General features: G+C 40.2%; 22 protein-coding genes. 11 read left to right on the plus strand and 11 right to left on the minus strand.

The genetic code is table 11. The features are described from left to right. Positions 1 to 32 precede the first annotated feature (32 nt). Both ABZD21_RS06605 and ABZD21_RS06610 read left to right on the plus strand, forming a co-directional pair. The gene (locus ABZD21_RS06605; protein WP_372773835.1) at positions 33 to 1,181 is read left to right on the plus strand and encodes a BT_3928 family protein; all 1,149 of its coding nucleotides are present in this window, start codon (positions 33 to 35) and stop codon (positions 1,179 to 1,181) included. 250 nt (positions 1,182 to 1,431) lie between these two features. Continuing rightward, positions 1,432 to 1,854, plus strand: a complete 423-nt coding sequence (locus tag ABZD21_RS06610) for a gamma-glutamylcyclotransferase family protein (protein ID WP_372773836.1) — start codon at positions 1,432 to 1,434, stop codon at positions 1,852 to 1,854. A gap of 72 nt (positions 1,855 to 1,926) precedes the next feature. Here ABZD21_RS06610 and ABZD21_RS06615 read toward each other — a convergent pair whose 3' ends face one another. Further along, positions 1,927 to 4,395, minus strand: coding sequence for a hypothetical protein (locus tag ABZD21_RS06615; protein WP_372773837.1), 2,469 nt, complete (start codon positions 4,393 to 4,395; stop codon positions 1,927 to 1,929). 225 nt (positions 4,396 to 4,620) lie between these two features. On the opposite strand from ABZD21_RS06615, the gene ABZD21_RS06620 reads away from it, so the two are divergent. From ABZD21_RS06620 to ABZD21_RS06635, 4 genes are all read left to right on the plus strand, one after another. Beyond that, positions 4,621 to 4,869: a hypothetical protein gene (locus ABZD21_RS06620; protein ID WP_372773838.1), complete on the plus strand. Its 249-nt coding sequence runs from the start codon at positions 4,621 to 4,623 to the stop codon at positions 4,867 to 4,869. An 11-nt stretch (positions 4,870 to 4,880) separates the two neighbouring features. Continuing rightward, positions 4,881 to 6,167 (plus strand): glycosyltransferase, encoded by a 1,287-nt coding sequence (locus ABZD21_RS06625; protein ID WP_372773839.1) that lies wholly within the window; start codon positions 4,881 to 4,883, stop codon positions 6,165 to 6,167. Position 6,168: 1 nt separating this feature from the next. Beyond that, on the plus strand, positions 6,169 to 7,335 hold the full coding sequence (locus ABZD21_RS06630; protein ID WP_372773840.1) for a hypothetical protein: 1,167 nt from the start codon (positions 6,169 to 6,171) through the stop codon (positions 7,333 to 7,335). Positions 7,336 to 7,463: 128 nt separating this feature from the next. Beyond that, complete coding sequence (locus tag ABZD21_RS06635; protein ID WP_372773841.1) at positions 7,464 to 7,646, plus strand: hypothetical protein; 183 nt, start codon at positions 7,464 to 7,466, stop codon at positions 7,644 to 7,646. 70 nt (positions 7,647 to 7,716) lie between these two features. On the opposite strand, the gene ABZD21_RS06640 is transcribed toward ABZD21_RS06635, so the two are convergent. Then, on the minus strand, positions 7,717 to 9,375 hold the full coding sequence (locus tag ABZD21_RS06640; RefSeq protein ID WP_372773842.1) for a diphosphate--fructose-6-phosphate 1-phosphotransferase: 1,659 nt from the start codon (positions 9,373 to 9,375) through the stop codon (positions 7,717 to 7,719). Between the two features lie 292 nt (positions 9,376 to 9,667). Next, entirely contained in the window at positions 9,668 to 10,837 is a 1,170-nt protein-coding gene (locus ABZD21_RS06645; protein ID WP_372773843.1) for a glycosyltransferase family 4 protein, read from the minus strand. 518 nt (positions 10,838 to 11,355) lie between these two features. Here ABZD21_RS06645 and ABZD21_RS06650 point away from each other — a divergent pair. Then, entirely contained in the window at positions 11,356 to 11,637 is a 282-nt protein-coding gene (locus ABZD21_RS06650) for a YciI family protein (RefSeq protein ID WP_372773844.1), read from the plus strand. 83 nt (positions 11,638 to 11,720) lie between these two features. On the opposite strand, the gene fabD is transcribed toward ABZD21_RS06650, so the two are convergent. The 4 genes from fabD to ABZD21_RS06670 all read right to left on the minus strand — a co-directional run bounded on the left by fabD (position 11,721) and on the right by ABZD21_RS06670 (position 14,776). Beyond that, a complete protein-coding gene (gene fabD / locus ABZD21_RS06655; protein WP_372773845.1) occupies positions 11,721 to 12,608 on the minus strand; it encodes an ACP S-malonyltransferase in 888 nt (295 codons plus the stop codon). Positions 12,609 to 12,808: 200 nt separating this feature from the next. After that, positions 12,809 to 13,807: an ornithine carbamoyltransferase gene (argF, locus tag ABZD21_RS06660; RefSeq protein ID WP_372773846.1), complete on the minus strand. Its 999-nt coding sequence runs from the start codon at positions 13,805 to 13,807 to the stop codon at positions 12,809 to 12,811. Positions 13,808 to 13,824: 17 nt separating this feature from the next. Further along, on the minus strand, positions 13,825 to 14,412 hold the full coding sequence (locus ABZD21_RS06665; protein ID WP_372773847.1) for a hypothetical protein: 588 nt from the start codon (positions 14,410 to 14,412) through the stop codon (positions 13,825 to 13,827). After that, positions 14,354 to 14,776, minus strand: a complete 423-nt coding sequence (locus tag ABZD21_RS06670; protein WP_372773848.1) for a hypothetical protein — start codon at positions 14,774 to 14,776, stop codon at positions 14,354 to 14,356. Before ABZD21_RS06670 ends, ABZD21_RS06665 begins: the two co-directional genes overlap by 59 nt. Before the next feature lie 360 nt (positions 14,777 to 15,136). Between ABZD21_RS06670 and ABZD21_RS06675 the strand changes: the two genes are divergently transcribed. Both ABZD21_RS06675 and ABZD21_RS06680 read left to right on the plus strand, forming a co-directional pair. Next, a complete protein-coding gene (locus ABZD21_RS06675; protein WP_372773849.1) occupies positions 15,137 to 17,560 on the plus strand; it encodes a DNA translocase FtsK 4TM domain-containing protein in 2,424 nt (807 codons plus the stop codon). A gap of 13 nt (positions 17,561 to 17,573) precedes the next feature. Continuing rightward, entirely contained in the window at positions 17,574 to 18,224 is a 651-nt protein-coding gene (locus ABZD21_RS06680; RefSeq protein ID WP_372773850.1) for an outer membrane lipoprotein carrier protein LolA, read from the plus strand. 70 nt (positions 18,225 to 18,294) lie between these two features. Here ABZD21_RS06680 and pyk read toward each other — a convergent pair whose 3' ends face one another. Both pyk and aroQ read right to left on the minus strand, forming a co-directional pair. Further along, on the minus strand, positions 18,295 to 19,722 hold the full coding sequence (gene pyk, locus ABZD21_RS06685; protein ID WP_372773851.1) for a pyruvate kinase: 1,428 nt from the start codon (positions 19,720 to 19,722) through the stop codon (positions 18,295 to 18,297). Between the two features lie 94 nt (positions 19,723 to 19,816). After that, positions 19,817 to 20,236 carry a type II 3-dehydroquinate dehydratase gene (aroQ, locus tag ABZD21_RS06690; RefSeq protein ID WP_372773852.1) on the minus strand — a complete coding sequence of 140 codons (420 nt, stop codon included), beginning with the start codon at positions 20,234 to 20,236 and terminating at the stop codon, positions 19,817 to 19,819. 172 nt (positions 20,237 to 20,408) lie between these two features. On the opposite strand from aroQ, the gene xerD reads away from it, so the two are divergent. Both xerD and pckA read left to right on the plus strand, forming a co-directional pair. Next, entirely contained in the window at positions 20,409 to 21,308 is a 900-nt protein-coding gene (gene xerD, locus ABZD21_RS06695) for a site-specific tyrosine recombinase XerD (RefSeq protein WP_372773853.1), read from the plus strand. Between the two features lie 215 nt (positions 21,309 to 21,523). After that, positions 21,524 to 23,140 (plus strand): phosphoenolpyruvate carboxykinase (ATP), encoded by a 1,617-nt coding sequence (gene pckA / locus ABZD21_RS06700; protein ID WP_372773854.1) that lies wholly within the window; start codon positions 21,524 to 21,526, stop codon positions 23,138 to 23,140. Between the two features lie 56 nt (positions 23,141 to 23,196). Here pckA and ABZD21_RS06705 read toward each other — a convergent pair whose 3' ends face one another. Continuing rightward, positions 23,197 to 24,354 carry a sodium ion-translocating decarboxylase subunit beta gene (locus ABZD21_RS06705; RefSeq protein WP_372773855.1) on the minus strand — a complete coding sequence of 386 codons (1,158 nt, stop codon included), beginning with the start codon at positions 24,352 to 24,354 and terminating at the stop codon, positions 23,197 to 23,199. A gap of 17 nt (positions 24,355 to 24,371) precedes the next feature. Beyond that, a complete protein-coding gene (locus ABZD21_RS06710) occupies positions 24,372 to 24,812 on the minus strand; it encodes an acetyl-CoA carboxylase biotin carboxyl carrier protein subunit (RefSeq protein ID WP_372773856.1) in 441 nt (146 codons plus the stop codon). Between the last annotated feature and the right edge of the window lie 73 nt (positions 24,813 to 24,885).

Raw genomic sequence — 24,885 nt, forward strand, 5'->3', positions numbered from 1 at the left:
CATTTCGTTCACCTCTAAATATTCGGTATAAAATGAAGTATATCTGGCATCTTTCGCGTATTCTTTTAGGACTGGTTTTTATCTTCTCAGGCTTTGTAAAGGGAATCGATCCAATGGGATCAGCCTATAAATTTATCGACTATTTCCATGCCTGGGGAATGGATTCATGGACAGGGCTGGCTCTTCCACTGGGAATTTTGCTTTCGGTAGCTGAGTTTACAATCGGGTTAGCGTTGGTGGCAAATGTTTTCATTCGAGTTTTTAGTTGGCTTTCACTAGCGTTCATGGGGTTTTTTACGGTCGTTACGCTGTTCGTGGCCTTGAACAATCCGGTTTCCGACTGTGGTTGCTTTGGCGATGCCCTTAAACTAACCAATTGGCAAACGTTTTATAAGAATATTCTTCTTTCGGTTTTGGCTTTGCTTGTAGCCCTATATTCGCGAAAATTCGGGCCGGAGTCAATCCGTCTGATTGCTACAATTATGGCCGGAGCTACTATTTTTGTTTTTGCCTATCTAATCGATTACTCGTTTAACCATTTGCCTATTATTGATTTTCGTCCGTACAAGATCGGAGTTAATATCCCGGATGCGATGATGATGCCCGCAGATGCCCAACAAGACGAATATGCGAATGTGTTTGTATATGAAAATTTGAAAACGGGGAAATCTAAAGAGTTTACCGAAGAAAACTATCCATGGCAAGATACCTTGAAATGGAAATACGTTTCGATGGAATCAAAATTGATTCGCGCAGGATATGAACCTCCAATTCATAACTTTACGATTGAAACATTTGATGGGGAAGATATAAAGGACTTTTTTCTGTATGATGACGCTTTTACCTTCATTTTGGTTTCAGCCAATTTGAATGAAGCCGACTGGGCGGCAACTGAACGGATACGACTTCTGAGTAGATTCGCACAGGATCATGGAATGCATTTTATTGGGTTGACAGCATCGTCATTGGACGAAGCAGCCGGGTTTGCCGTTGAAAACGACTTTCCGTTTGAGTTTTTTAATACCGATGAAATTACATTGAAAACCATGATCCGATCCAATCCGGGGTTAATTTTACTAAAAAAAGGAACCATCATGGATAAATGGCATTTTAAAGATATTCCGTCCACAGAGGAGTTTGAGCATCAGTTAATTTACTTTAAACAACTTGGAATAGAATAACGAGGATATTGAGATCGATTAGAAACTGGTTTTTACGACGAAAGCCAGTTTTTTTTGTTTTAAAAATTCCCCCGCCATGTAAGGTGAAAGGAAGGATTTGGCGGGGGATTTAATGAATGATGGATAAAACTAATCATTTTTGGTGTAAACAGAGCCTTTCAAATCGCTGCATCGAGTTAAAATTATTGCAAATGGCGAGTTGGTTTGATTGAGGTTGAATGACTATTTTTACAGAAATGAACTGAACTGTATGGCAAATCCTTTTCTCTTTTCTTATGGAACCCTTTCCGATCCCGAATACATACAATTACTTATTGGCAGGTTGCCTAAGTATACGGCAGCTACATTAAATAACTATGGATTATACAAACATCCGGCAAATGGTTATTTGTTTGTGAAGCCTGAAGCCGGCACGGCAATAAAAGGGTATTTGTTCGAATTGAGTTGGCGAGAACTGGAGTTGATCGATTGCTGGGAAGATGTGCCTCTGTACGAGAGGGAGATTCAACTGTTGAAAACAGAAAACGGCGAGAACGTTGAAGCGTTTGTTTATACCCAAAAAACCACGCAGGGGATTTCGGTGTCAGCAACTGAGGCAAAACTCAGACGGGATGTTTTGAATGATATTGAAGATTTTCTGGAATCGATGCGCCGAGGTGGTTTCTTCAAATAGGCGACGGTGGCTGATCTAAAATGTACTGAAGCAAGCAGCCCTTTTCTTTGTCGGTTCAACCTGGAATAGACTTTAGTGACTAGTTGCAGTAAGATTTACTTTCGGAGGTTCTATCGTTGCTTTCAGTATTTCTGCTTTCTGTATAAAATAGTCGAATTTTAACATGTGAGCCAATTCCAGAATGGTATCTAACAGTTCATTAGCCTTGTGGTGATGGCCCTGATAAATCAAAAACTCGACTTTAATCAGATGGATTCGAATAAACACCGAGCAATACATATTTTGCGGAATCTGGTCAAACTTCACATGCAGGTAGTGCTCCAGTCCTTCATCTTCTCTTCCAAGATGTAACAGAGCCCGAGCAAAACAAAGCTGAGAGAGTTTGAAATAACAGGAGCTGGTAGTTCCCTCCCGATCGCTGAAATTATTGGAGTAATTCACTACATCAATAACTTCGGCAAAGCAATCGCCATAATTAAGTGCGAAAACCACAACATCCTCAATTGCCGGATTCTGCTCAGTTTTTGATGGCAGCTTGTTTTTAAAATAGTCTATTCGATCGATAATTTGCTGCCACAATTCAGGAGATATCCTTTTTAGGAAACAGGCCTGAAACATCACCGATACTAGAAAGTAACGTCCGGCAAACATCAAATTGTTTAGGTCGGTCGAATCTATGTTCTGAACTTTTCGGTACTCCCGGAAGCAACCTTCTTTGTCGCGAAGCATGAAACTTTTCAAAAATTTCATAAAAGAAACATTAATTTGTGCTTCCTTCGAGTGATTGTGGTGCAGATAAAAATCCATATTGTCGGCGGAGAACAACACGACACTGTCGAAATCGATAAATTGCTCAAAATACAAAAACTGTCCGAGTACGGATTGTGCGTAAAACGGTACTAATTCCTGTCGTAATTTGTCGTGATGTCGCATTTCAATTCCAATTATGGTGCTAATTTCCAGACAAATAGGTAGCAATTCGTTGCAGACTGAACTTCCTTCACCTGTAAGGTCTTCCAGAAATTGGTGAAACAGTTTCAGCATATCGACATTTTCTTGTTCAAAGCCAATTCTGATCAAGTTTTTTAAGATCTCGTGCTTTAATTGGAGGTTGTCCTTGTAGAAACGATCGATATCCTTCAGTAATTCGATGGTAGAATTTGACCTTCTGAGCCAGTTTATCGTAAGAAAATAAACGAACAAAAAGTTATTGTTGAATTTGACATACTTTAGAGGTGTGTGGTACCCTTCATCGATTGTAAATTCGTAGAAAATTCCGTATGACAGCAGTTCTCCATACGCTTTTAGACTATAATCCTGAATGGATAAAAGATCCTTTCTTGCCGAATGCTTAAGCCCGAAATCTGTTTGCACCAAAAGCTTATTGACAAGCATCATCTTGTTTTCAGCATAAGGAATAGCAAACACGGTTCGATCCGCAAAATCCTTTAGTAATTTCAACTCGCTTATTCGATCGCCCTTAAATCCATTCGAAATAAGACTTGAAAAGTAAGGGTAGCGGAGTAGTGGAATAATCTCGGGATGAGCAAACCGGAGTCGGTTCAATGACTCAAAACAGCTTTTTCCAAGAATTTTTTGTGTTTCCCGATTATTTAGCAACGGAATATTTTGTTGTGAATCAGTCTGGTTTTCAAAATCAACTCCATACCAGTAGTCTTTTAAAATAGGCGATTTGCGAACTAGGAGGTTCCAGATATCCATATTGTTCGGTTTGCAGGTAAGCACAATTTTTAAAAAATGCATCCCAAAGTACGCCATTACAACTTTCATGAGGTTATCGGCAAAAAGGTGATATTTTTCTGTGCTGAGAAAAACTTCATCGACATCATCAATTAAAACGACGATCCGGCTCTTTACAACGTCAGGGTTCTCTTTTAGGTACTTGCATAGGCTGTTCTTAAAATCAAATTCAACCAATTGATATAATGGGTTAAACAAATCTCCTTGTGCGGCCAGGTGGAAGAAAATTCCTCCGTCAATTAAGCAGACCATGTCATTATTAGGGTTCGAACGATTATTACCAAAGAAATTTTCAACGAATTGGTATAGCAAAGCTGATTTCCCATACCCATCGGGAGCAATAAAGGCTGTGACTGTTTTGTCTGAATCCAGAAAGCCTTTTAAATGATTGACGGCAAAATTCCGCTCAATCAGATTCTCTGTTGGTCCGATTCGGGCTTTAATCGAGTGTAGGCTGTTGCGTGTTACCAATGCGGTTCTGGATTTTAATAAGTCCCAACCGTTTGTTTTTTTGCTGTGAAATTTCTTTTGGTACCGTTTTATATAGTCCTTCCAGTCGGTAAAACCAAGGTAAATGGCAAGTGTGTCAAGGGTGTATTTTGAAGGCTTGAATTGATTTTCAACGATTTGGAAAAAACGTTTTACGGTAGATACGCTGATGTGGCGTTGGGTGCACATACGAACTTCCTCTGCAAAAATTTGACAATCTTTTGCATACTGAATCTCTCTTTTGAATTTTTTTACAAGATCCTCTTTCAGAAGCTCAATTATGTTATCCATTGCTTAACCTTGATTAGATCTCTTTCTAATAAGTTACGAAGAATTTTAATTCAATGGATCATAATAGGTCCACATAATTTTGGTGCATCTCAAAAACATGACTTTTGTCAATGAACAAAATGAACCGAAAATGAACAAATATTCATGATGGAGGCCAATGGATAATATTTAATTTTGGTCTCCAACCCCCGTGAAATCACTAACTATCAAATAAAACCAATGTATATGAGTACAAAATCAATTCAGAAAAGCACCGCACAAGAGCGTTCATTCGAGACTAGAAATCAGCTGGGCAGAGTCGACCGATCGATCGAATCGGAAGACGGGAATTGGAAGATTTTTTCAAGCCGTAAGTCGCATAGTTATATTGTTGATTGGCAAATTGCAGGCGATCATACGCCAAATTACAGTTCAATGCGCAAGTTGCACGGAGTTGAGGAGTCAGGTTATTCTAATTTCACCACCCGATCGTAAAGTTTATTTCAATGAAAGTATTAATGTTTGGATGGGAGTTTCCGCCTAATATAACCGGTGGGCTTGGAACAGCGTGTCACGGTATCACCAAAGGCTTACTGTCAATTTCAGAAGATGTCGATATTACATTTGTTGTTCCAAAAGTTTTCGGAAACGAAACAAAGAAGAAGTTTAAGCTGCTTGGTGCCAATGAGATTGATCTGATAAAAAGCAAAATTCACTATGAAAAATTCGCACTTCCATTAAGTTACTGTGCTGTTGATTCAGGTCTGTTGCCTTATGTTGACCCGAAGGCCTACACGGCTATGTCTGAGTATGCTGTCGAAAAAATAGGGCACCAGGCGATAAGTAATCCGTTGGCAAAAATAAAATTTTCGGGAAAGTATGGGCCTGATCTTATGAAGGAGATCCATAATTTCTCGGTAATTGGCGAGTATTTGGCCACACAGAGTACGTTTGATGTTATCCATGCTCACGATTGGTTGACTTATCCGGCTGGTATTGCAGCTAAAAAGAAAAGTGGAAAGCCGTTGCTTATTCATGTCCATGCTACTGATTTTGACCGAAGTCGGGGGCAGGTGAACCCAGTTGTTTTTCAAATTGAAAAAGAGGGGATGGAAATGGCCGAAAAGATTATTACGGTGAGTGAGCACACGCGAAAAATAGTCATCGAAAAGTATCAAATTCCGGCATCAAAAGTAACCACAGTTCACAATGGTGTAGAGCCTTTGAGTAGCATCGAACACGTGAACCATCACGAAAAGGAACCGGCTAAAACGGTGACCTTTTTGGGGCGGATTACTATGCAAAAGGGACCGGAGTATTTTATCGGTCTGGCGCAGTATATATTAGCAAGAATGGATTCCGTTAATTTTGTCATGGCTGGTAGCGGCGACATGCTGGAAGCCATGAAGTGTGAGGTTGAAAAGGCAGGTATGACGGATCGTTTCCGGTTTCCGGGCTTTCTGAAAGGCGATGATGTGTTCAAGATGTTGAAACAATCCGATATTTATGTAATGCCGTCAGTGTCGGAACCTTTTGGTATTTCACCATTGGAAGCGATGCAGTGTGGAACACCATGCATTATTTCCCACCAATCCGGAGTTTCAGAAGTTGTGAAACATGCTATAAAAACTGATTACTGGGATATAGAAGCTATGGCTGACGCGATTCATAGTATCCTGACCCGACCTGCATTGTCGCAGATGCTAAGCAGTTTTGGAAAACAGGAAGTGGGTCAGCTAGAGTGGAAAGATTCGGCAAGAAAGATTTATCACCTTTATCATAAAGTCGCTTAGTATGGCAAAATTTCATCTAGTTTATCACCTTCACGTTCCTGCATTGTTAAAAGTATTCCGGTTTTCGGAAATTGGCCACGCTAATTATTATTTTAACGATCATCATAATGAATTGTATTTGAATGAACTGGCCAATTCTCGGATATTGCCCTTCCTTAGGTTGGTTCATCAGTTGGGGCAACGTAGCCAAGGTAAATTCAAAATGTCGGTGTCAGTCTCCGGAACATCATTAAATCTGTTTCAACGATACTGCCCTGAAGTTATAAACGAATTAAGTCATTTGGTAAAGCAAGATTGTCTGAAGTTCCTTGCGGCCACTTATGCCGATTTTATTCCGGATGGGATCAGTGAGACTGTCATTGCCGGGCAAATTAAAGAACATCGCAGACTGATTGAACAATTGTTTAATCAGAAGCCCAGTTTTTTCAGACGGATTCCCGGGGCCAACAGAGGAGGATTAATTCCGGTGCTGTCTGATTTAAAGCTGAGTGGAATCATTGATCCTTTCTGGAAAGAGGAGATAAAAGTGTCTGAGGAGCAGACTTCTGTTTATAGGAAGCACGATTTTTATATAATTGAAGAAGACCATTACATTCAAAACGCGATACAGCGAATGAAGAGACAGAACCCTGTTATCACCGATGAATTGGTTGCCTATGAATTAATGAAGCAGCTTGGAACTGAAAATACATACTCGTTTACGCTTACTCACGACCTTTCATCGTTGAAACAAGAATATCTCTCAGCGAACTTTTGGAAGATGTTTGTTGATCTGTTTTCGCCAAATCCTGATAATCGATTTGTCACTGCGTCAGAGCTTGTCGAACCGAACAATATCTTATTGGAATCTGCCGATTGCCAGATTAAAAAGGCGGTACTTGAAGCATGGAATGATTTGCAACTGGAGGCAAACGATGCGCTAGTGAATCTGTCTCGCCTAATTCAGAACTCCCTTGATACTCATCCACGAATGGATTGGCGTTTTTTGTTGGATACAGAGCACTTACAATTCATGTCGTCTAAATTTTTCGCGGAGGATTATTCAACGACCCATTTTACCCCATATAATAGTCCATATGAAGCTTTTACGAACTTCATGAATGTGGTAACTGATTTGTCGCAGAAATTGGAATCTTGTGCTGAAAATAAAAAGCAAACATCATTTTAGTGACTGAATAACCGATGGAGTTCGCTTGTTTTTTTTTGATAGCAAGTGAAAAGGATAATCTAAAAAAGAACGGACCCTAATTGCTCTCTATTTGAAAATTGTATGTTAGAATTTAAAGTGTCGTAAAAATGTTTGAATACGCAAAAGTATTATTACCCAAAGTGAGTTTTAGTCAGGAATTGTTTCGGAAAGAACTACGAAAGTGTTTAGCATGGTTAGACAACGATGCAGAACGGCAAGCGCTGCGGCAGTGGTGCAAACTCAACTTTGAAGACCAATATCCGGAAATACAGTTTGATTTGTTTTCGTGAATTTAGATTGTGGTTAAAAGAAAAGCTGTCTCTTTGTTTTGAGACAGCTTTTTAAATTTATTGAAGTTGTTTATTTTCCTTGTTGTTCCAATTGCAACGTAACGGTTGGACGGTCACAAACTTCTGTTGGACCCCAGTACTGAATTGGACCTGGATACAAATAGCAAGTCTCAGTAGCCCATTTGTCGCGGTTAGCAACCAAATATTTATATGGAGCACCATCCAATTCAACCAAAGCTTTTTGGATTACAGGTTTCATGTGTCCGTGACGTTTTTCCATGTTCATCATCATCGTTACCGGAACACCGCCAGCAATCCATTCTTCGGCAGGAGAAGTCGTGTTACGCACGCTAGACATGTAACCTGTTTTTCCGGCTCCGATTAATACAGAGGCAGTGTAACCAAGTGAATAGCAGTAGTCTGCATCGAAGTTTGATGGGGCAGCACAGCGACCTTCATAACCGAAGAAGTGGTATTGAGTTCCGAATTTGCCTTTGAATTCGCCGGCTTTTTTCATCTCATCCAAACGGGTTTTTACCATCTCACCCAATAGTTTCTCCGTTTCAATCAACGATACCTGAACGTTTCCGTGTGGGTCACGATCCAGTGTCAATTGTAAGGCGATACTCGATGGCAAAGATTGGAAAAGAGTAGAAGTTTCAGTACTTAATTTTCCAGCAACCCAGTCAATACGGTGAGACTTTTGAATCATCTTGAACTCTTGTTCCGCTGTTGAGCCTTCTGCAAGTAAGTCGTTCAGTTCGGCAATCAGTGCTTTCATTTCGGGAACGAATTCCACCAATCCTTCGGGGATCAATGCTACACCAAAGTTTTCGCCATTAGCTGCACGCTTTGCAATGATGCCAGCCATGTAGTCAACAATCTCACTAAGTGTTTGTTTTTTTGCGGCAACTTCTTCAGAGATCAGTGTTATGTTCGGTTGAGTTTGAAGCGCAGCTTCCAACCCAATATGTGAAGCAGAGCGCCCCATTAATTTAATGAAGTGCCAGTATTTTTTAGCAGAATTAGCATCGCGTTGGATATTACCAATCAATTCTGAGTATACTTTTACGGCAGTATCGAATCCAAATGATGTTTCAATCATTTCGTTTTTCAAGTCACCGTCAATTGTTTTAGGGCATCCAACAACTTGAACACCAGCTTTTTTTGCCGCATAATATTCTGCTAAAACACAAGCGTTGGTGTTGCTGTCGTCTCCACCAATAATTACAAGTGCCTTGATTTCCAGTTTTTTCAGGATCTCAAGACCTTTGTCAAACTGAGCTTCTTCTTCCAGCTTGGTACGGCCCGACCCGATAATGTCGAAACCACCTGTATTGCGGTAACCTTCCAGAAAATCAGCAGTGATCTCCATGTATTGGTGGTCAACCAAACCGCCGGGTCCTCCAAGAAAACCATATAGTTTGCTATCTGGATTTAATTTCTTGATTCCATCAAAAATACCTGAAATCACATTGTGTCCGCCTGGAGCCTGTCCTCCGGAAAGGATAACTCCTACATTGACCGGAGCAACGCTGCCTGTATCAGACGTTGATTCGAATGTCAACAATGGCATACCATAGGTATTGGGAAATAAATGTTTGATTTCAGCCTGGTCAGCAATAGATTCTGTTGCAGCACCGTCAACAATCTTTACCGCTCCTTTTAATGATTTAGGGAGTTTAGGCTGGTATTGAGCCCTTGCTTTTTGTAATGCGCTAATGGTCATTTGTCTTGAATTTTATGAAAGTTTTACTTTTTCTTGAAAATTTCACCCAAAAATAGCCTAAAAAGATCGGAACTAATCGGTCGGTGAGGTAGTATTTTGCAATTTAAAGTTAATTTAAAAAGGTTGTTTTTCAACGTACATCTTAAAAGCATTGCCGTGTGATGTCGATGAAAAACAGGATCGCTTGTAAAGCTAACTCTCTTCAGGAGATGACGCGCTAATCGGGTGATTATTAGTCGCCAGGTATGTTGTTCGGAATACAGAGAATAATTAAAACTCCGATTCTTAAATCTTATTGAATGGCTCTGCTTTTTTGACTGGATCTATCAGTTTCCTCCCGATTATTGCTAGTTCTCCAAAAATCGAGACTAATTGTTTTGGATCTGGAGGTCGCTTCTTCGAGGATATTTCGTTCTTCGATTCGCTTCATGCGGAAGAAAATAGCACCAACAAGACAAAAACTCATGGTTAGCATTATGGCAAAGCCGATCGTTATGCTTGCGTATTGCTGAATCGTCAACGCAAATATTGTAAATAAACCGGTGTACGTAACCAGAAAACCACTGGCCTGTATATGTGTCATCCCTGACTTTATTAACAAGTGGTGGAAGTGATTCATATCCGGATCAAAAGGTGACCTTTTATCTCTTAATCGGATCGTAAATACACGTAAGGTATCGGTTACCGGAACAATGAAAAGTCCTAAAATGAAAATAGGAGCATGTTTGACGTAGAGGTCGTTGTAGGTTGTGAAATTTAACTCATTGAATTTAATGGCGATAGTTGCCAGAAATGTTCCAAGTATCAGTGAACCTGTATCACCCATGAAAACCTTATTATTTCCACCCCAAAGATTGAATCTTAAAAAGGCTAGCAAGCTTCCGGTTAATGCGAAACAGGCGGTGCCGTAGTCCGCATGACCGGTAAAGTAAAACCAAATTCCAAAACAAAAAGAGATTAAAAGCGAGATACCGGCAGCTAGTCCGTCAATTCCGTCAATTAGGTTGACCGCATTCATTATAAAAATAATGAATAGAATTGAGAAAGGAATGCTAATCCATTCGCTTACTTCAACGACATTTGCCAGCCCGTAGAAATTGGAAATTTTGTAGTTTCCCAGAACAACCAGAATTATGGCAGCCAAAATTTGCACAAATAATTTTCTATTGGCAGAAAGAATTATAAGGTCATCTTTCATCCCAATAAAGAACATCATGACTAGTGCTGCAAATAAATAGCGGAACCCAAATCCGCCGGTTCCGTTCATGAAAATTAATGAACTTAATACCAAGCCCAGAAATATGCTAACTCCCCCTAAAGTGGGAACAACAACTTTGTTTAATTTTCGCTGGTCGGGAACATCAAATAAACTTTTTGAGTGTGAGATTTTTACGATGGAGGGAATAGCAAAATATGCCAGTGTAAAACTTGTTAGTAGATTCAATAGGATAGTGAAATTCATAAAGGATTGAATTTTTGTCAAAAAAATAATTTAACGATCTAGTATTGTGTTGAACACAATGTTACTGGAATGTTTCATTTGACGAACAAACAAATTTCGAGCCTTTTAAAAAACGATGGAACCAAGAACGTCAACTTCAGTTTTATGATGCATTTTTAGCATAAAGTGAGAGCTAGATTTGTCAGTTTCCACACTACAAAGTTACGGAATGGGCTATGGTGCATTTGCCGTTATTGTTAAGTATAGGGAGATAAATATTTTTTTTAATATGTTATTTTGGTTTAAATCGGCATAAGTATCTGTAGTTCAGTTGTATGTGTTCGTAGAGTTTTTGTTATGTATTTGTTAATTGCTGAATGGTTGGAGTGCAAGGATTTGGAGAAATGCCGTTTTAGTTGGTTTTTCGATTTAAAATAATTATTTGTAACTCAACCCGATTCTTTTCATTGTCGAGTTGTATTTGGTTGTTCAAATTGATTTGGTTTTTCTATTTTTGAGAATGAACTAAATACGCAATAATGTTTTTGATCTTGATTGAATATATGGTACCCTTTGCAGAAGTTGAACCTCATATTCCTGCCCATATTGAATTTGTGAGGAAGTATTATTCTGAGGGTCGGTTTTTGTTGACAGGGAAGAAAATACCGCGAACAGGTGGGGTGATTTTGGCAAATGGCAATTCAAAAGAGGAGTTGACTGAGTTGTTGAAAGAAGACCCTTTTGTGAAATATGGAGTTGCAGGATTTGATTTAATTGAAATTGAATTGAGCCAAGTGTCAACCAGTTTATTGAAATATTGAACGAGAATAGGGTAAACTCAAAAAAAAACATGGAACTGCCAGATTACAGGCAATTCCATGTTCTGTTTTCAGGTATCAGACGATTAAGCAATATAGCTATCAACACCTTTTGTTTCAGCGCTTCTGTCAACTTTTTTAATCAGTCCTTGCAGCACTTTTCCGGGGCCGATTTCAGTGAACAGCGTGGCCCCGTCCTTGAGCATGTTCTCAACAGTTTGTGTCCATTTTACCGGTGCGGTTAACTGCGCGATCAAATTTTCTTTGATTTGAGATGCATCAGACACTGGTTGTGCATTTACGTTTTGATAAACCGGACAAATTGGAGTGCTAAACGTTGTGGCTTCAATCGCTGCAGCCAGTTCTTCACGGGCAGGCTCCATTAGTGGAGAGTGGAATGCACCGCCAACAACTAATTTCAAAGCGCGTTTGGCTCCTTTTTCAGTTAATAGTTCGCAAGCTTTGTCAATTCCTTCCATACTTCCTGAAATTACGAGTTGCCCGGGGCAGTTATAATTTGCCGGAACAACAATCGCGTCAACCGAAGTACATACCTCTTCAACAGTGGCATCATCTAAGCCAACGATTGCAGCCATCGTTGATGGTTCTTTCTCGCAAGCTTTTTGCATTGCCATGGCGCGTTGCGAAACTAATTTCAAGCCGTCTTCAAAAGTCAAAGTACCATTGGCAACCAAGGCGGAAAATTCACCTAAAGAGTGGCCCGCAACCATTTCGGGTTTGAAATCGTTTAGTGTTTTCGCTAAAATTACCGAATGCAGGAAAATGGCCGGTTGAGTAACTTTGGTCTGTTTTAAATCATCAACAGTACCTTCGAACATGATTTCTGTAATGTTGAAACCAAGAATTTCGTTGGCTTTATCAAATAATTCTTTGGCCAACGGAGAGTTTTCGTACAAGTCTTTTCCCATTCCTGGGAACTGAGCTCCCTGGCCAGGGAATACAAATGCTTTCATAATGAAATGTTTAAGAGTTTTTCAGCGCACAAAGATAGGCTATTTTTCTTCCGTTGCCTTCATTCAAGCTTTTTAGATTGCAGAATTAAGGACTAAATGGAATTATTTATCGACTATTGGAAAAACTTATTCCAACTTTCGCCTTGTGTCTCCAAAATTGTGGTTGTATGCCTGAAATTACTAGTTGTATTGAGGGGGGATTAGGCTAAAGTTGCAACCATTACGGCTTTAATTGTGTGCATCCTGTTTTCAGCTTGGTCAAAAACAATCGACGCATCACTTTCAAAAACTTCTTCAGTTACTTCTAATGCTGAGAGCCCATATTTTTGAAATATTTCTTCACCCACTTTTGTTTCCCGGTTGTGAAAGGCCGGCAGGCAATGCAGGAATTTGACATTCGGATTTCCGGTAAGCTTCATCGCTTGTTGGTTGACTTGGTATGGTTTCAATAATTTTATCCGCTCTTCCCAGATATTTTCGGGTTCGCCCATCGAAACCCAAACATCGGTGTATAGAAAATCGCAACCAATTACAGCTTCGGCTAAATCGTCGGTTATCGTAATTTTCGCTCCGGAGTGTTTGGCTATATCCTTGCAGGAAGTCACCAAATCGGCTTTGGGTTGGCAGTCGGCTGGTGCTGCAATGCGGAAATCAATTCCCATTTTGGCCGACCCCACCATTAGTGAGTTGCCCATATTGAATCGGGCATCACCCAAATAACATAGCTTGATCTCCGAGAGCGGCTTTTTTGAATGCTCCTTTATCGTTAATAAGTCGGCTAAAATCTGTGTCGGATGGTATTCGTTAGTCAAACCATTCCAGACCGGAACACCGGCAAATCGCGCCAGTTCTTCAACAATTTCCTGCCCGAATCCCCGATATTCAATTCCATCGTACATTCGTCCCAGCACGCGAGCAGTGTCTTTCATCGACTCTTTCAGACCAATTTGTGTTCCGGTTGGTCCCAGATAGCTAACGTGGGCTCCCTGATCGAAAGCCGCGACTTCAAAAGCGCATCGGGTACGCGTTGATGTTTTCTCGAATATAAGCGCAATGTTTTTTCCTTTCAGCTTTTGCTGTTCAATGCCATTCTTCTTTTGACCTTTAAGCTTGGACGATAACTGAAGGAGATAGTCGATTTCCTGACTGGTGAAATCTAAAAGCTTTAAAAAGTTTCTTTTTTTTAAATTGATAGTCATATCTCAGATTCTTAATATTATAATTCATACTCTTTCGTAATTTTCGACCCGAAGCTTTTGTCGGCTAATTTGCGGGCTTCGGTAATGATGCTTTTATCACCACCGCGTTCGATGAAGTTGAGGCATGCTTTAATTTTCGGAGCCATGCTCCCTTCACCAAAAGTACCTTTTTCGAGGTGCATCTTTGTATCCGAGTAGTTTAAAAATTCAAGTTTTTTTTGACCAGGCAAGCCAAAATTCTCATAGATAAAAGGTACATCTGTTAAAATATAGAACTCGTTTGCTCCGATTTCCGCAGCAAGTAACGATGAGGTCATGTCTTTGTCGATTACGGCGTCTACAGTTCTGAGGTTGCCCTGCTGATCGTAGAATACAGGAATACCTCCACCCCCGGCCGAAATTACGATGTTGCCGGATCGGGCAAGGGTTTCAATCACATCCTTGTTTAGTATGTCAATTGGGTTGGGTGAGGGGACAACCCGTCTCCAGCCAACGCTGTTTTTCTCCGATTGCTTAAATTGCCACCCTTTCCTGGCCCTAAGACTATCAGCTTCGTCTTGCGAATAGGTTTTTCCGATTCGTTTGGTTGCTAAAAGCCTTGTCATCGGGGTCTACAGTCACCATTCCAATCATCGATATAATGTGCTTCTCAATATGATTTTGATTAAGAACATTTCGCAGCATTCGTTCAATCATGTAGCCTATACCTCCCTGCGAATCAGCCACACAGACGTCCAGCGGCATCGGGGCAATCTTATATAGCTGCTCTCCGGCATCGTTTCTCATTAAAATATTTCCCACCTGAGGACCATTGCCATAGGTAATGACAAGATTGTATCCTTCTTTGATGAGAAATACAATATTTTCGAGTGTTTCCGTCGTATTGGCTTCCTGTTCTTCAATGGTGCCAATTTCGTTCCCTCTCAAAAGGGCATTTCCGCCGAGAGCGACCACTGCCAGTTTTGTCATAATTGAGTAATTAGAATTTTCGATACTTTTCAGCTAAAACAAACTTACGGATAGGTGATTTGCAAAAAACTGTTTTTTATTTCTGTTTCGGTAAAATGCAGATGCTTTTGAACAGGTCGGATGAATCGTATTCGCTTCGGGAAAGGCAGAATTTGGTTGATTTTATCGCATGAAGAACAAGGTGATATTTAGCAATTCTGATTGTTTTAAAAACGGTGGATGTCCATTTTCAATATTCAGGTAAATTTTCAAGACTTTGCTGTTGATAAAACTTCCGGCTTAATATTTTTAAGTTCATTGGCGAGGCAAGATAATCGGCTTAAAATTCGTTAACTTTGCAACCGAATTTTACAAAATCCCATGGCAAAAAAGAGTAAAGCGAAGACTAAGAAAAATGGAACCGGTGCGATTCCGAAAATAAAAGCCTTTCTGAAAAGTGATAAATTCCGCTATACTGTTGGTATTGTGCTTTTTCTTTTGGGGCTTTATTTGTTGTTGGCGTTTATTTCCTTTTTAATCCACGGATCAGCTGACCATAGTAAATTGGATATTTCTTGGCGTTCGTTGGTTAAAAATGCCGACATCCGAGTGCAGAACAAGGCGGGTAAAACCGGTGCTTTTTTAAGTGAGTTGTTTATTAACCGCGGCTTTGGATTGTCGTCATTCGGATTTGTATACCTGCTTATTGTAACCTCATTTCAAATATTCGGACGTCCGTTGGTGAAATATGGACGAGCCTTGGTGTTCAGTTTGATTTTGATCTTCTGGGTTTCCGTTTTTCTCGGATTGATTGTGTCCGGTTTTCAATCCAACAGTTTTCTGTATTTAGGAGGAAAAAACGGACTGTTTTTGGCCAATTGGTTTAGTTCGATGTTCGGTTATGTTGGAGCTCTTTTCCTTTTGCTATGCGCGTTGTTTCTGATCATTCTTTTCGGAACTGAAAAGTTTGCTCCATGGTTGAAGAATTTATTTCCGAAGCGGGTGAAGGCAGAGCCAAAAGAGGCATTGTTGAGGGATGAGGATGTAAAACTTGGTGAGTTGATTGAACAAGACAATAGCATTTCAAAAGTCATAACTGAGAATAATTCTGTGGAAACCGTGTTTGAGCCGGATCAGGATGAATTGGAGATCGAAGAAAAATTCGATGTTTCAGCAATTAAGGATCACGTCGCTAAAAAAATGGAAGATTCGGCCACTGAATCTGAAGATGACGATCTGGAGATGACAGTTGAAAAGGTGGAAGAGGAAACGGATGAACATTTTGAAGGAACCATCGGAGATACGCCATATGATCCTACGCTAGATTTGTCGAACTACAAATTCCCAACAGTAGATCTGTTGGACGACCATCCTTCCGGGAGTAATGAAGTTAGTAATGAGGAGTTGATTTCAAACAAGAACAAAATTGTTGAAACGCTTCGTCACTATAAAATTGAGATCACAAAAATTCGTGCAACGATTGGGCCTACAATTACGCTGTACGAAATTGTGCCCGCGCCCGGAGTGCGGATCTCAAAAATTAAAAACCTGGAAGATGATATTGCATTAAGTTTGGCCGCACTTGGTATCCGGATTATTGCCCCGATTCCGGGGCGAGGTACCATCGGTATCGAAGTTCCAAACCAACAGCCCGAAGTTGTTTCCATGAGATCGATCGTGTCGTCGAAGAAATTTCAGGAGAGCACCGCAGAACTACCAGTGGTTTTGGGGAAAACGATTTCAAACGAAACTTTCCTGATTGATTTGGCTAAAATGCCCCACATCTTGGTGGCAGGTGCAACAGGGCAGGGTAAATCGGTGGGATTGAATGCCATTATTTCGTCGTTGCTCTATAAAAAGCATCCGTCGCAGTTAAAACTGGTGATGATCGATCCCAAAAAGGTGGAATTGAGTTTATATTCGACCATTGAAAAACACTTTTTGGCTAAGCTGCCAGACGACGAAGAACCTATTATTACGGATATTCAAAAAGTGAAGAACACGCTGAACTCGTTGAATATTGAAATGGATAGTCGCTACGATTTGCTGAAGAAGGCACATGCGCGAAATATAAAAGAGTATAATGCGAAATTTGCTGAACGTAGGTTGAATCCGGAGAAAGGACATCGGTTTTTACCTTACATCGTAGTAATTATTGATGAGTTTGCCGATTTAATTATGACAGCCGGTAAGGAAATTGAGTTGCCGATTGCCCGTATCGCTCAGTTGGCCCGCGCGGTTGGTATACACATGATTATTGCAACACAACGACCGTCAACCAATATTATCACGGGAGTAATTAAAGCCAACTTCCCGACTCGGATAGCCTTTAAAGTGGCTTCAATGATCGACTCCCGCACAATTCTGGATACGCCCGGTGCAAACCAGCTAATTGGTAAGGGCGATATGTTAATTGCAATGGGAAGCAGCATGACCCGTTTGCAATGTGCTTTTGTTGACACTCCCGAAGTAGAACGAATTTGCGAACATATTGCTGCTCAGCAAGGATATCCGACTGCATTTTTGTTGCCGGAGTATGTGGGTGATACAGAGGGGAGCAACCTCGGAACCGACTTGAATAACCGGGACGAATTATTTGACGATGCAGCTCGGGTGGTTGTAATGAACCAGATGGGGTCTACATCGATGATTCAACGTAAATTTTCAATTGGATATAATCGGGCTGGTCGAATTATGGATCAACTTGAGGCAGCTGGAATAGTTGGCGCAAGTGAGGGTAGCAAAGCCCGGCAGGTTATGGTTCAGGATGAATATAGTTTGGAACAATTATTGAACAGTTTGTAAAAAGAATTAGAAAATGAAAAAATTATTGTCCTTCGTAGGGCTCTTGTTGATGGTTTTAACTGTTTCGGCTCAGATAGATCAGAAAGCCAAGTCAATTCTGGAAAACGTAAGTCAAAAGACACGATCTTATGCGACAATCCAGGCGAACTTTGATTACATCATGGATAACAAACAAATGGACATTCATGAAGAGAACAAAGGAAATATCATCATGAAAGGTGACAAATATCTGTTGAAACTCTCTGATTTAGGGTTGGAAATTTACTGCAATGGAAGTGAGGTGTCTACCTACATGAAAGATGCGAATGAAGTTACAATTTCGCCATTGGATGATGAAACGGGAGAGATGATGAATCCATCCAAAATTTTTACGATTTACGAAGACGGATTTTCATATCGTTTCGTTGAAGAAAAAGTGATTGAAGGAAAGAATTCATACCTCATCGATTTGTTTCCTGAAAATGACGATATCGAATACTCCAAAATCCGTATCCTAATCGATAAGGAGAAATTGTTGATTCGGAAAGCTGAGATGTATGCGCAGGAAGGCAATGTTTATATCATTCGTGTGAATGACTTTAAAACAGATGTGCAGGCTCCTGATGCAATGTTCAGCTTCGATAAGGCTAAACATCCGGGAGTGGATGTAATTGATTTAAGATAGTCCCACAATATCAGGTATAAAAAAAAGGAGCTCAATTGAGCTCCTTTTTTTTATACTTGATTGGAATCGACTATTTGTCTAATTCCTTTTGTGTTAGTTTTTCAACTGTAGAGATTTCGAGGAAAGTAGAACCGCCACCAATACCGAAACTACCACCAACATAAACGATTTGATCTTCGTTCTTCAGTGTTCCGTTTTCAGTTAATGCTTTCAAGCAGCTACGAACCATTTTGAATTTATCTTTTTTAGGCTCAATTACATCAGCGTAAACGCCATAAGATAAAGCCAACTGGCGAGCAACATTTGGCTCATAACATTGAGCATAAACAGTTTTCGAACCACGGAAAGCTGCTAAATAACGAGCCGTTCTTCCTGTTTTAGTGTTGGTTACGATTGCTTTTGTAGGCAACTCATTTGAAGCGTGGATTGCAGATTCAGCCAAGAATGCAGCAACTTCGTTTTCAACCAACGGAATAGTAATGTCGTTACGTTTGTCCTTGCTATGCTCAACTTCGTTAGCAATTTTGTTCATGATCCTAACGGCTTCTATAGGGTAGTTACCGTAAGCAGTTTCACCACTAAGCATAATCGCATCAGCACGTGAGAAAATTGCATTGGCAACATCACTAACTTCAGCACGAGTTGGACGTGGATTGTCAATCATCGTGTGTAGCATTTGTGTTGCTACGATAACTGGCTTTTTCCGTTCAACACATTTTTTGATCAAATGGCGTTGGATTCCAGGAATTTTTTGCGCCGGAATTTCAATACCCAAGTCGCCGCGGGCAACCATGATTCCGTAAGCATGATCTAAAATCTCATCGATGTTTTCTACACCATCAAGGTTTTCGATTTTAGCGATAATTTTGATCGGGCTGTTGAATTGATCAAGAATTTTCTGAACATCAATTACATCCTGAGCATTACGAACAAAAGAGTGAGCGATAAAGTCAACTCCTAGTTCTGCAGAAAATTTGATGAACGATTCGTCTTTTTCTGAAATAGAAGGAAGATCAACGGTGAATCCCGGAGTATTCACACTTTTCTTGTTTTTGATTTTGCCTTTATTATCAATACGGCAAACTACATAGTCTGCTTCTCTTTCAATAACAGTCATTCCAGTCTCGCCATCGTCGATCAGGATTGTTCCGCCGATAGGAATTTCTTTGTGCATTCTGTCATAAGACACGCTGAACTTTTGACGGCCGGCTTCGCTTTTTTCGCGAATAATACCAGACACTTCAACCAATTCACCTTCGGCAACAACCAATGGTTCATCGATGCCGAGCGTTCTGATTTCAGGCCCTTTGGTATCAACCAGGATGGCGATCTTCTCAGATACGGAACGAATGTTACTAATGACTGGTTTTGCAGATTCAGGGGTCATATGAGCTGTGTTCATACGAACAACATTCATTCCGGAATCATACAGGGTTTTTAAGAACTCAGGATCACATCTAAGATCCGAGATTGTAGCTACGATTTTTGTGTGTTTCATTTCGAACGATATATATTATGGGGCCTCAAAAATAGGTAATTTTATTAAAGCGGAATAAAACATTTTGATTGGTAAGGAAGAATTAACTCAAATGTTAATTTCTAAGGAAACTTTCTATTCCTAAACGGTACGAATCGAGCCCAAACCCCATAATACTTCCCTTGCAAGCAGGCCCGATAATCGATTCATGCCGGAAATTTTCACGGGTAAGAATATTTGAAATATGAACTTCGACAACCGGTGTGTTTATACCAGCTATCGCATCGCGCAGAGCAACCGAAGTATGTGTATAAGCACCCGCGTTAATTACAATTCCATCATAGGAAAAGCCAACTTCGTGAAGTTTATTTATTAACTCACCTTCAACGTTCGATTGATAATACTCTATGTCTACCGTCTGAAACTTAGTAACCAATTCGTTTAAATATGTTTCAAAGCTCATTTCTCCGTAAATGCCTTTCTCTCTTTTACCTAGCAGGTTTAAGTTGGGTCCGTTAATTAACAGTATTTTCATTTTTATTTCACTTTTATAAAAATTCTAGTAACTTTATCAATCCAGCGCCGTATTTAAAATTATGTAATCTTGGGGAAGAAACTATTTTAGAAACGTTTGTTGGATCATGTTCCTCAAAAATGGAATCAAAATTATTTAAAATGATCTTAGAAAAAAATTAATTTTTTTTATTATGAAATGGGAAGATAGTAAAAAAGGATTTGAGACTTTTTTGAGACTGGAGAAATCGCTCTCTCAGAATTCGATCGCTGCATACATCAACGACATTAATAAGTTGATGGCTTTTCTGGATGAGGCCTTTAAAAAGCTCACGCCGGAGAAGGTGAGGATTAATCATCTACGCAGCTTTATTGAACACATTAACGATCGTGGTGTAAGTCCTCGTACGCAGGCCAGGACAATTTCAGGAATTAAATCTTTCTTCAAATATTTATTGATGGAAGGAAAGATTAATAGCGACCCAACTACGTTATTGGAGTCACCCAAAATTGGACGTAAATTGCCTGACGTGCTGACGATGGAGGAGATCGATTTAATTATCGATGGAGTTGACCTAACCAAATCGGAAGGGCAACGTAACAAAGCCATGCTCGAAACTCTTTACAGTTGCGGATTGCGTGTTTCCGAATTAGTGAACCTGAAAGTAACGAACTTATTTTTCGACCAGGGCTTTATCAAAGTCGAAGGTAAATCAGAGAAAGAAAGATTGGTTCCTGTGAGTTCAAAAGCTGTTGAGGAAATTACCAAATACCTTCAAGGTTATCGGAAAACGTTGAAAATTAGTCCGGAAAGTGAAAATGTATTATTCCTGAATCGGAGAGGGAAGAAACTGAGTCGGGTAATGATTTTTACGATTATTAAGAACCTGGCAGAAAAAGTAGGATTGAACAAAAAAATTAGTCCACATACCTTCCGTCACTCGTTTGCAACTCACTTGATTTCTGGTGGTGCAGACCTTCGGGCGGTTCAGGAAATGTTAGGACATGAGTCAATTTTAACCACTGAAATTTATACGCATTTGGATCGTGATTATCTGAGAAATACAATCACGCATTTCCACCCGCGTTCATAGTTGGCGATTATTTCTAACATCAAGTTTATGATGGCATTTATCTAAAGCGATCATGAAGTTTATGTTCTATAAGACAGCATTTATATAAATGCTGTCTTATTTTTTTAGTAGCTTGCATGAAATGATTGAAGAAAAAAGTCGCTCGAATTCCTGTCGCGACTTGATTTTCATCTCGTTCTCATCTTATTTTTACGAACTTCATTAGCCGTTTTCATATGAAAAATTTAGATTTATCAACCTACGGAATTCATGATGTTAAAGAAATAGTTTATAATCCATCTTACGAAGTACTTTTCGAGGAGGAGATGAGGCCGGAATTAACCGGCTTTGAACGAGGACAGATTACGGAGTTGGACGCAGTAAATGTAATGACAGGTGTTTTTACGGGAAGATCACCTAAAGACAAATACATCGTTTGGGACGAAACGACCAAGGATACAATTTGGTGGACATCTGAGAAAGTAAAGAACGATAATAAGCCAATAACACCGGCAATATGGGCTCACCTTAAAAGCTTGGTGGCGAATCACCTTTCATGCGAAAAGTTGTTTGTGATAGATACATTTTGCGGAGCTAATGCAGATAGCCGGATGAAAGTTCGATTCGTAGTTGATGTTGCCTGGCAAGCCCATTTTGTGAAAAATATGTTTATTCGGCCGACGGAAGAAGAGCTGGAAAATTATGGCGAGCCTGATTTTGTTGTGTTGAATGGCTCGAAAGTAACCAATCCGAATTGGAAAGAACAAGGGCTTCATTCAGAGAACTTTACTGTATTTAATTTGACCGAAAAGATGCAGGTCATAGGTGGTACCTGGTACGGAGGAGAGATGAAAAAGGGGATCTTTGCAATGATGAACTATTATCTACCGTTGCAAGGAATTGCCTCGATGCATTGTTCCGCGAATGTTGGATACGATGGTGAAACAGCGATATTTTTTGGTTTGTCGGGAACCGGTAAGACGACCCTGTCTACCGATCCGCACCGACAGTTAATTGGCGATGATGAGCACGGATGGGATGACGACGGAGTCTTTAATTTAGAGGGTGGTTGTTACGCGAAAACAATTCGGCTTGATGCTGAATCAGAACCAGATATATACCATGCCATTAAACGAAATGCTTTGCTCGAAAATGTTACTGTAGACCAAAATGGTAAAATTGATTTCAATGATTCGTCGGTTACTGAAAATACTCGTGTTTCTTATCCGATATACCATATCGACAATATTGTTTGGCCTGTATCGAAAGCCGGACCGGCTCATAAGGTGATCTTTTTGTCGGCTGACGCTTTTGGTGTTTTACCACCGGTTTCAAAACTAACACCAGACCAAACCAAGTATCATTTTCTCTCTGGCTTTACGGCAAAGCTTGCCGGAACAGAACGGGGTATTGATGAACCACAACCGACTTTTTCTGCTTGTTTTGGTTCTGCTTTCCTGAGTCTTCATCCAACAAAATATGGCGAAGAACTGGTTAAGAGGATGGAGCAGAACAATGCAATTGCTTATTTGGTAAATACAGGTTGGAACGGAACGGGAAAACGAATTTCAATTAAAGACACCCGAGCTATTATTGATGCTATATTGGATGGTTCAATTGAAAATGCTGAAACAAAGATAATCCCGATTTTTAATCTTGAGATACCAATAGCTTTACATGATGTAAATCCAACCATTCTGGATCCTAGGGGAACCTACCAAAAGGAAGATGAATGGGAAAAGAAGGCAATTCATCTTGCGGAGCTTTTCATTAAAAATTTTAAAGATTATACAGATACACCGGAGGGGAAAGAGCTTGTGAGCGCAGGCCCACAGCTGGATCTTATTAGATAACAAAAAAGCTTCCCAACCGGGAAGCTTTTTTGTTTATCATTTGAATTGTGTATGATCTACATAAGGAAGCTAAGCAAGATACCGGCTGCAATAGCCGAGCCAATTACTCCGGCTACGTTTGGCCCCATCGCATGCATTAGCAGATGGTTTGTTTTATCGTATTCCAAACCAACAACTTGAGAAACTCTGGCACTGTCAGGAACAGCAGAAACCCCGGAGTTACCGATCAAAGGGTTGATTTTATTTCCTTCTTTTAGAAAGAGGTTGATAAATTTAACGAACAACACACCAAAAGTAGTCGCTATCACGAATGATAGTGCTCCCAAAACGAATATTCCGATTGACTTCCAAGTCAGGAAAGTTGTTGCTTGAGTTGATGCACCTACTGTTAGTCCCAGCAAAATAGTGACAATGTCGATCAGCGGTCCTTTGGCAGTATCGGCCAAACGTTTGGTTACGCCACTTTCTTTCAGCAGGTTTCCGAAGAAAAGCATGCCTAAAAGCGGAAGGCCACTTGGTACTATAAAAGTTGTTAATAGCATTCCGGAGATCGCAAAGATCAATTTTTCCTTTTTTGATACAGCACGTGGAGGTCTCATCCGAATCAGTCGCTCTTTTTTGTTTGTCAGCAAGCGCATGATAGGCGGTTGAATTACAGGAACCAAGGCCATGTAGGAATAAGCAGAGATTGCGATAGCGCCCATCAAATCGGGAGCCAGTTTTGAAGAAATAAAGATCGCAGTCGGACCATCAGCACCACCGATGATACCAATCGCACCAGCTTCAGCCGGGCTAAAACCAAGCGCCAATGCAATACTGTATGCTCCAAAGATACCAAACTGAGCTGCTGCACCAATTAAGATTAATTTGGGGTTTGAAATCAACGCAGAGAAGTCGGTCATTGCGCCAATACCCAAAAATATAAGTGGAGGATATACTCCCTGTGTCACCCCAAAATAGAGGTAGTTGAGTACGCTGCCGGATTCGTAAACCCCAATTTTGAAGCCGGGGGTAAAGGCAATATTTCCAACAATAATCCCGAATCCAATAGGGATAAGCAGCATCGGTTCGAATTCTTTCGCAATTGCCAGATAAATAAACACTAAGCCAACCACGATCATAATCAAGTGGCCAAAGGTTAGGTTAGCAAATGCTGTAAATTGCAGAAACTGAGCTAAGTGTTCTATAATAAAATCAATAAACGATGTCTCCATGTTAACTCTCCTTTACTTTAACCGATGGTAATTAACACGTCGCCTTCCATAACAGAATCGCCTTTTTGCTTATGAATGGAAACGATTTTTCCATCCTTGTCAGCCTCAATGTTGTTTTCCATTTTCATGGCTTCCAACATCAAAACTTTATCTCCTCGCTTAACTGAATCACCTTCTTTGACATAGACTTCAAGGATTACTCCAGGAAGTGGCGACTTTATTGTTCCGCCACCTTTAGGAGCTGATGGGCTACTCGTTTTAGCAACGGAAGGATGGGCATCTGTCGATGGTATAGCCTTCGGACGAACCAGTTTTGGTGTTTTAGTCGTTTTGATTTCTTTGCCAACTTCCACCTTGTAGAATGAGCCGTTAACTTCGATCTCTGCAATATTGTCTTCGATATTGATAATCTCAGTCGAATATTCGTTGCCGTTTATGGTAAATTTAAATTTTTTCATTGCTGTAAATTTATATGCGGGGATTTTTTCTTAACGTATAGATTTTCGAATTCCACGGAGAATAGGTTCTGGC

Origin of the sequence: Mangrovibacterium sp., from assembly GCF_041596335.1 — a bacterium.
Classification (GTDB): domain Bacteria; phylum Bacteroidota; class Bacteroidia; order Bacteroidales; family Prolixibacteraceae; genus Mangrovibacterium.

What these genes read in the sequence shown, in the direction of transcription:
- ABZD21_RS06605 (WP_372773835.1), top strand. Translation starts at nt 33, where the DNA reads ATGAAGTATATCTGGCATCTTTCGCGTATTCTTTTAGGACTGGTTTTT.
- ABZD21_RS06610 (WP_372773836.1), top strand. Translation starts at nt 1,432, where the DNA reads ATGGCAAATCCTTTTCTCTTTTCTTATGGAACCCTTTCCGATCCCGAA.
- ABZD21_RS06615 (WP_372773837.1), bottom strand. Translation starts at nt 4,395, where the DNA reads ATGGATAACATAATTGAGCTTCTGAAAGAGGATCTTGTAAAAAAATTC.
- ABZD21_RS06620 (WP_372773838.1), top strand. Translation starts at nt 4,621, where the DNA reads ATGAGTACAAAATCAATTCAGAAAAGCACCGCACAAGAGCGTTCATTC.
- ABZD21_RS06625 (WP_372773839.1), top strand. Translation starts at nt 4,881, where the DNA reads ATGAAAGTATTAATGTTTGGATGGGAGTTTCCGCCTAATATAACCGGT.
- ABZD21_RS06630 (WP_372773840.1), top strand. Translation starts at nt 6,169, where the DNA reads ATGGCAAAATTTCATCTAGTTTATCACCTTCACGTTCCTGCATTGTTA.
- ABZD21_RS06635 (WP_372773841.1), top strand. Translation starts at nt 7,464, where the DNA reads ATGTTTGAATACGCAAAAGTATTATTACCCAAAGTGAGTTTTAGTCAG.
- ABZD21_RS06640 (WP_372773842.1), bottom strand. Translation starts at nt 9,375, where the DNA reads ATGACCATTAGCGCATTACAAAAAGCAAGGGCTCAATACCAGCCTAAA.
- ABZD21_RS06645 (WP_372773843.1), bottom strand. Translation starts at nt 10,837, where the DNA reads ATGAATTTCACTATCCTATTGAATCTACTAACAAGTTTTACACTGGCA.
- ABZD21_RS06650 (WP_372773844.1), top strand. Translation starts at nt 11,356, where the DNA reads ATGTTTTTGATCTTGATTGAATATATGGTACCCTTTGCAGAAGTTGAA.
- fabD (WP_372773845.1), bottom strand. Translation starts at nt 12,608, where the DNA reads ATGAAAGCATTTGTATTCCCTGGCCAGGGAGCTCAGTTCCCAGGAATG.
- argF (WP_372773846.1), bottom strand. Translation starts at nt 13,807, where the DNA reads ATGACTATCAATTTAAAAAAAAGAAACTTTTTAAAGCTTTTAGATTTC.
- ABZD21_RS06665 (WP_372773847.1), bottom strand. Translation starts at nt 14,412, where the DNA reads ATGACAAGGCTTTTAGCAACCAAACGAATCGGAAAAACCTATTCGCAA.
- ABZD21_RS06670 (WP_372773848.1), bottom strand. Translation starts at nt 14,776, where the DNA reads ATGACAAAACTGGCAGTGGTCGCTCTCGGCGGAAATGCCCTTTTGAGA.
- ABZD21_RS06675 (WP_372773849.1), top strand. Translation starts at nt 15,137, where the DNA reads ATGGCAAAAAAGAGTAAAGCGAAGACTAAGAAAAATGGAACCGGTGCG.
- ABZD21_RS06680 (WP_372773850.1), top strand. Translation starts at nt 17,574, where the DNA reads ATGAAAAAATTATTGTCCTTCGTAGGGCTCTTGTTGATGGTTTTAACT.
- pyk (WP_372773851.1), bottom strand. Translation starts at nt 19,722, where the DNA reads ATGAAACACACAAAAATCGTAGCTACAATCTCGGATCTTAGATGTGAT.
- aroQ (WP_372773852.1), bottom strand. Translation starts at nt 20,236, where the DNA reads ATGAAAATACTGTTAATTAACGGACCCAACTTAAACCTGCTAGGTAAA.
- xerD (WP_372773853.1), top strand. Translation starts at nt 20,409, where the DNA reads ATGAAATGGGAAGATAGTAAAAAAGGATTTGAGACTTTTTTGAGACTG.
- pckA (WP_372773854.1), top strand. Translation starts at nt 21,524, where the DNA reads ATGAAAAATTTAGATTTATCAACCTACGGAATTCATGATGTTAAAGAA.
- ABZD21_RS06705 (WP_372773855.1), bottom strand. Translation starts at nt 24,354, where the DNA reads ATGGAGACATCGTTTATTGATTTTATTATAGAACACTTAGCTCAGTTT.
- ABZD21_RS06710 (WP_372773856.1), bottom strand. Translation starts at nt 24,812, where the DNA reads ATGAAAAAATTTAAATTTACCATAAACGGCAACGAATATTCGACTGAG.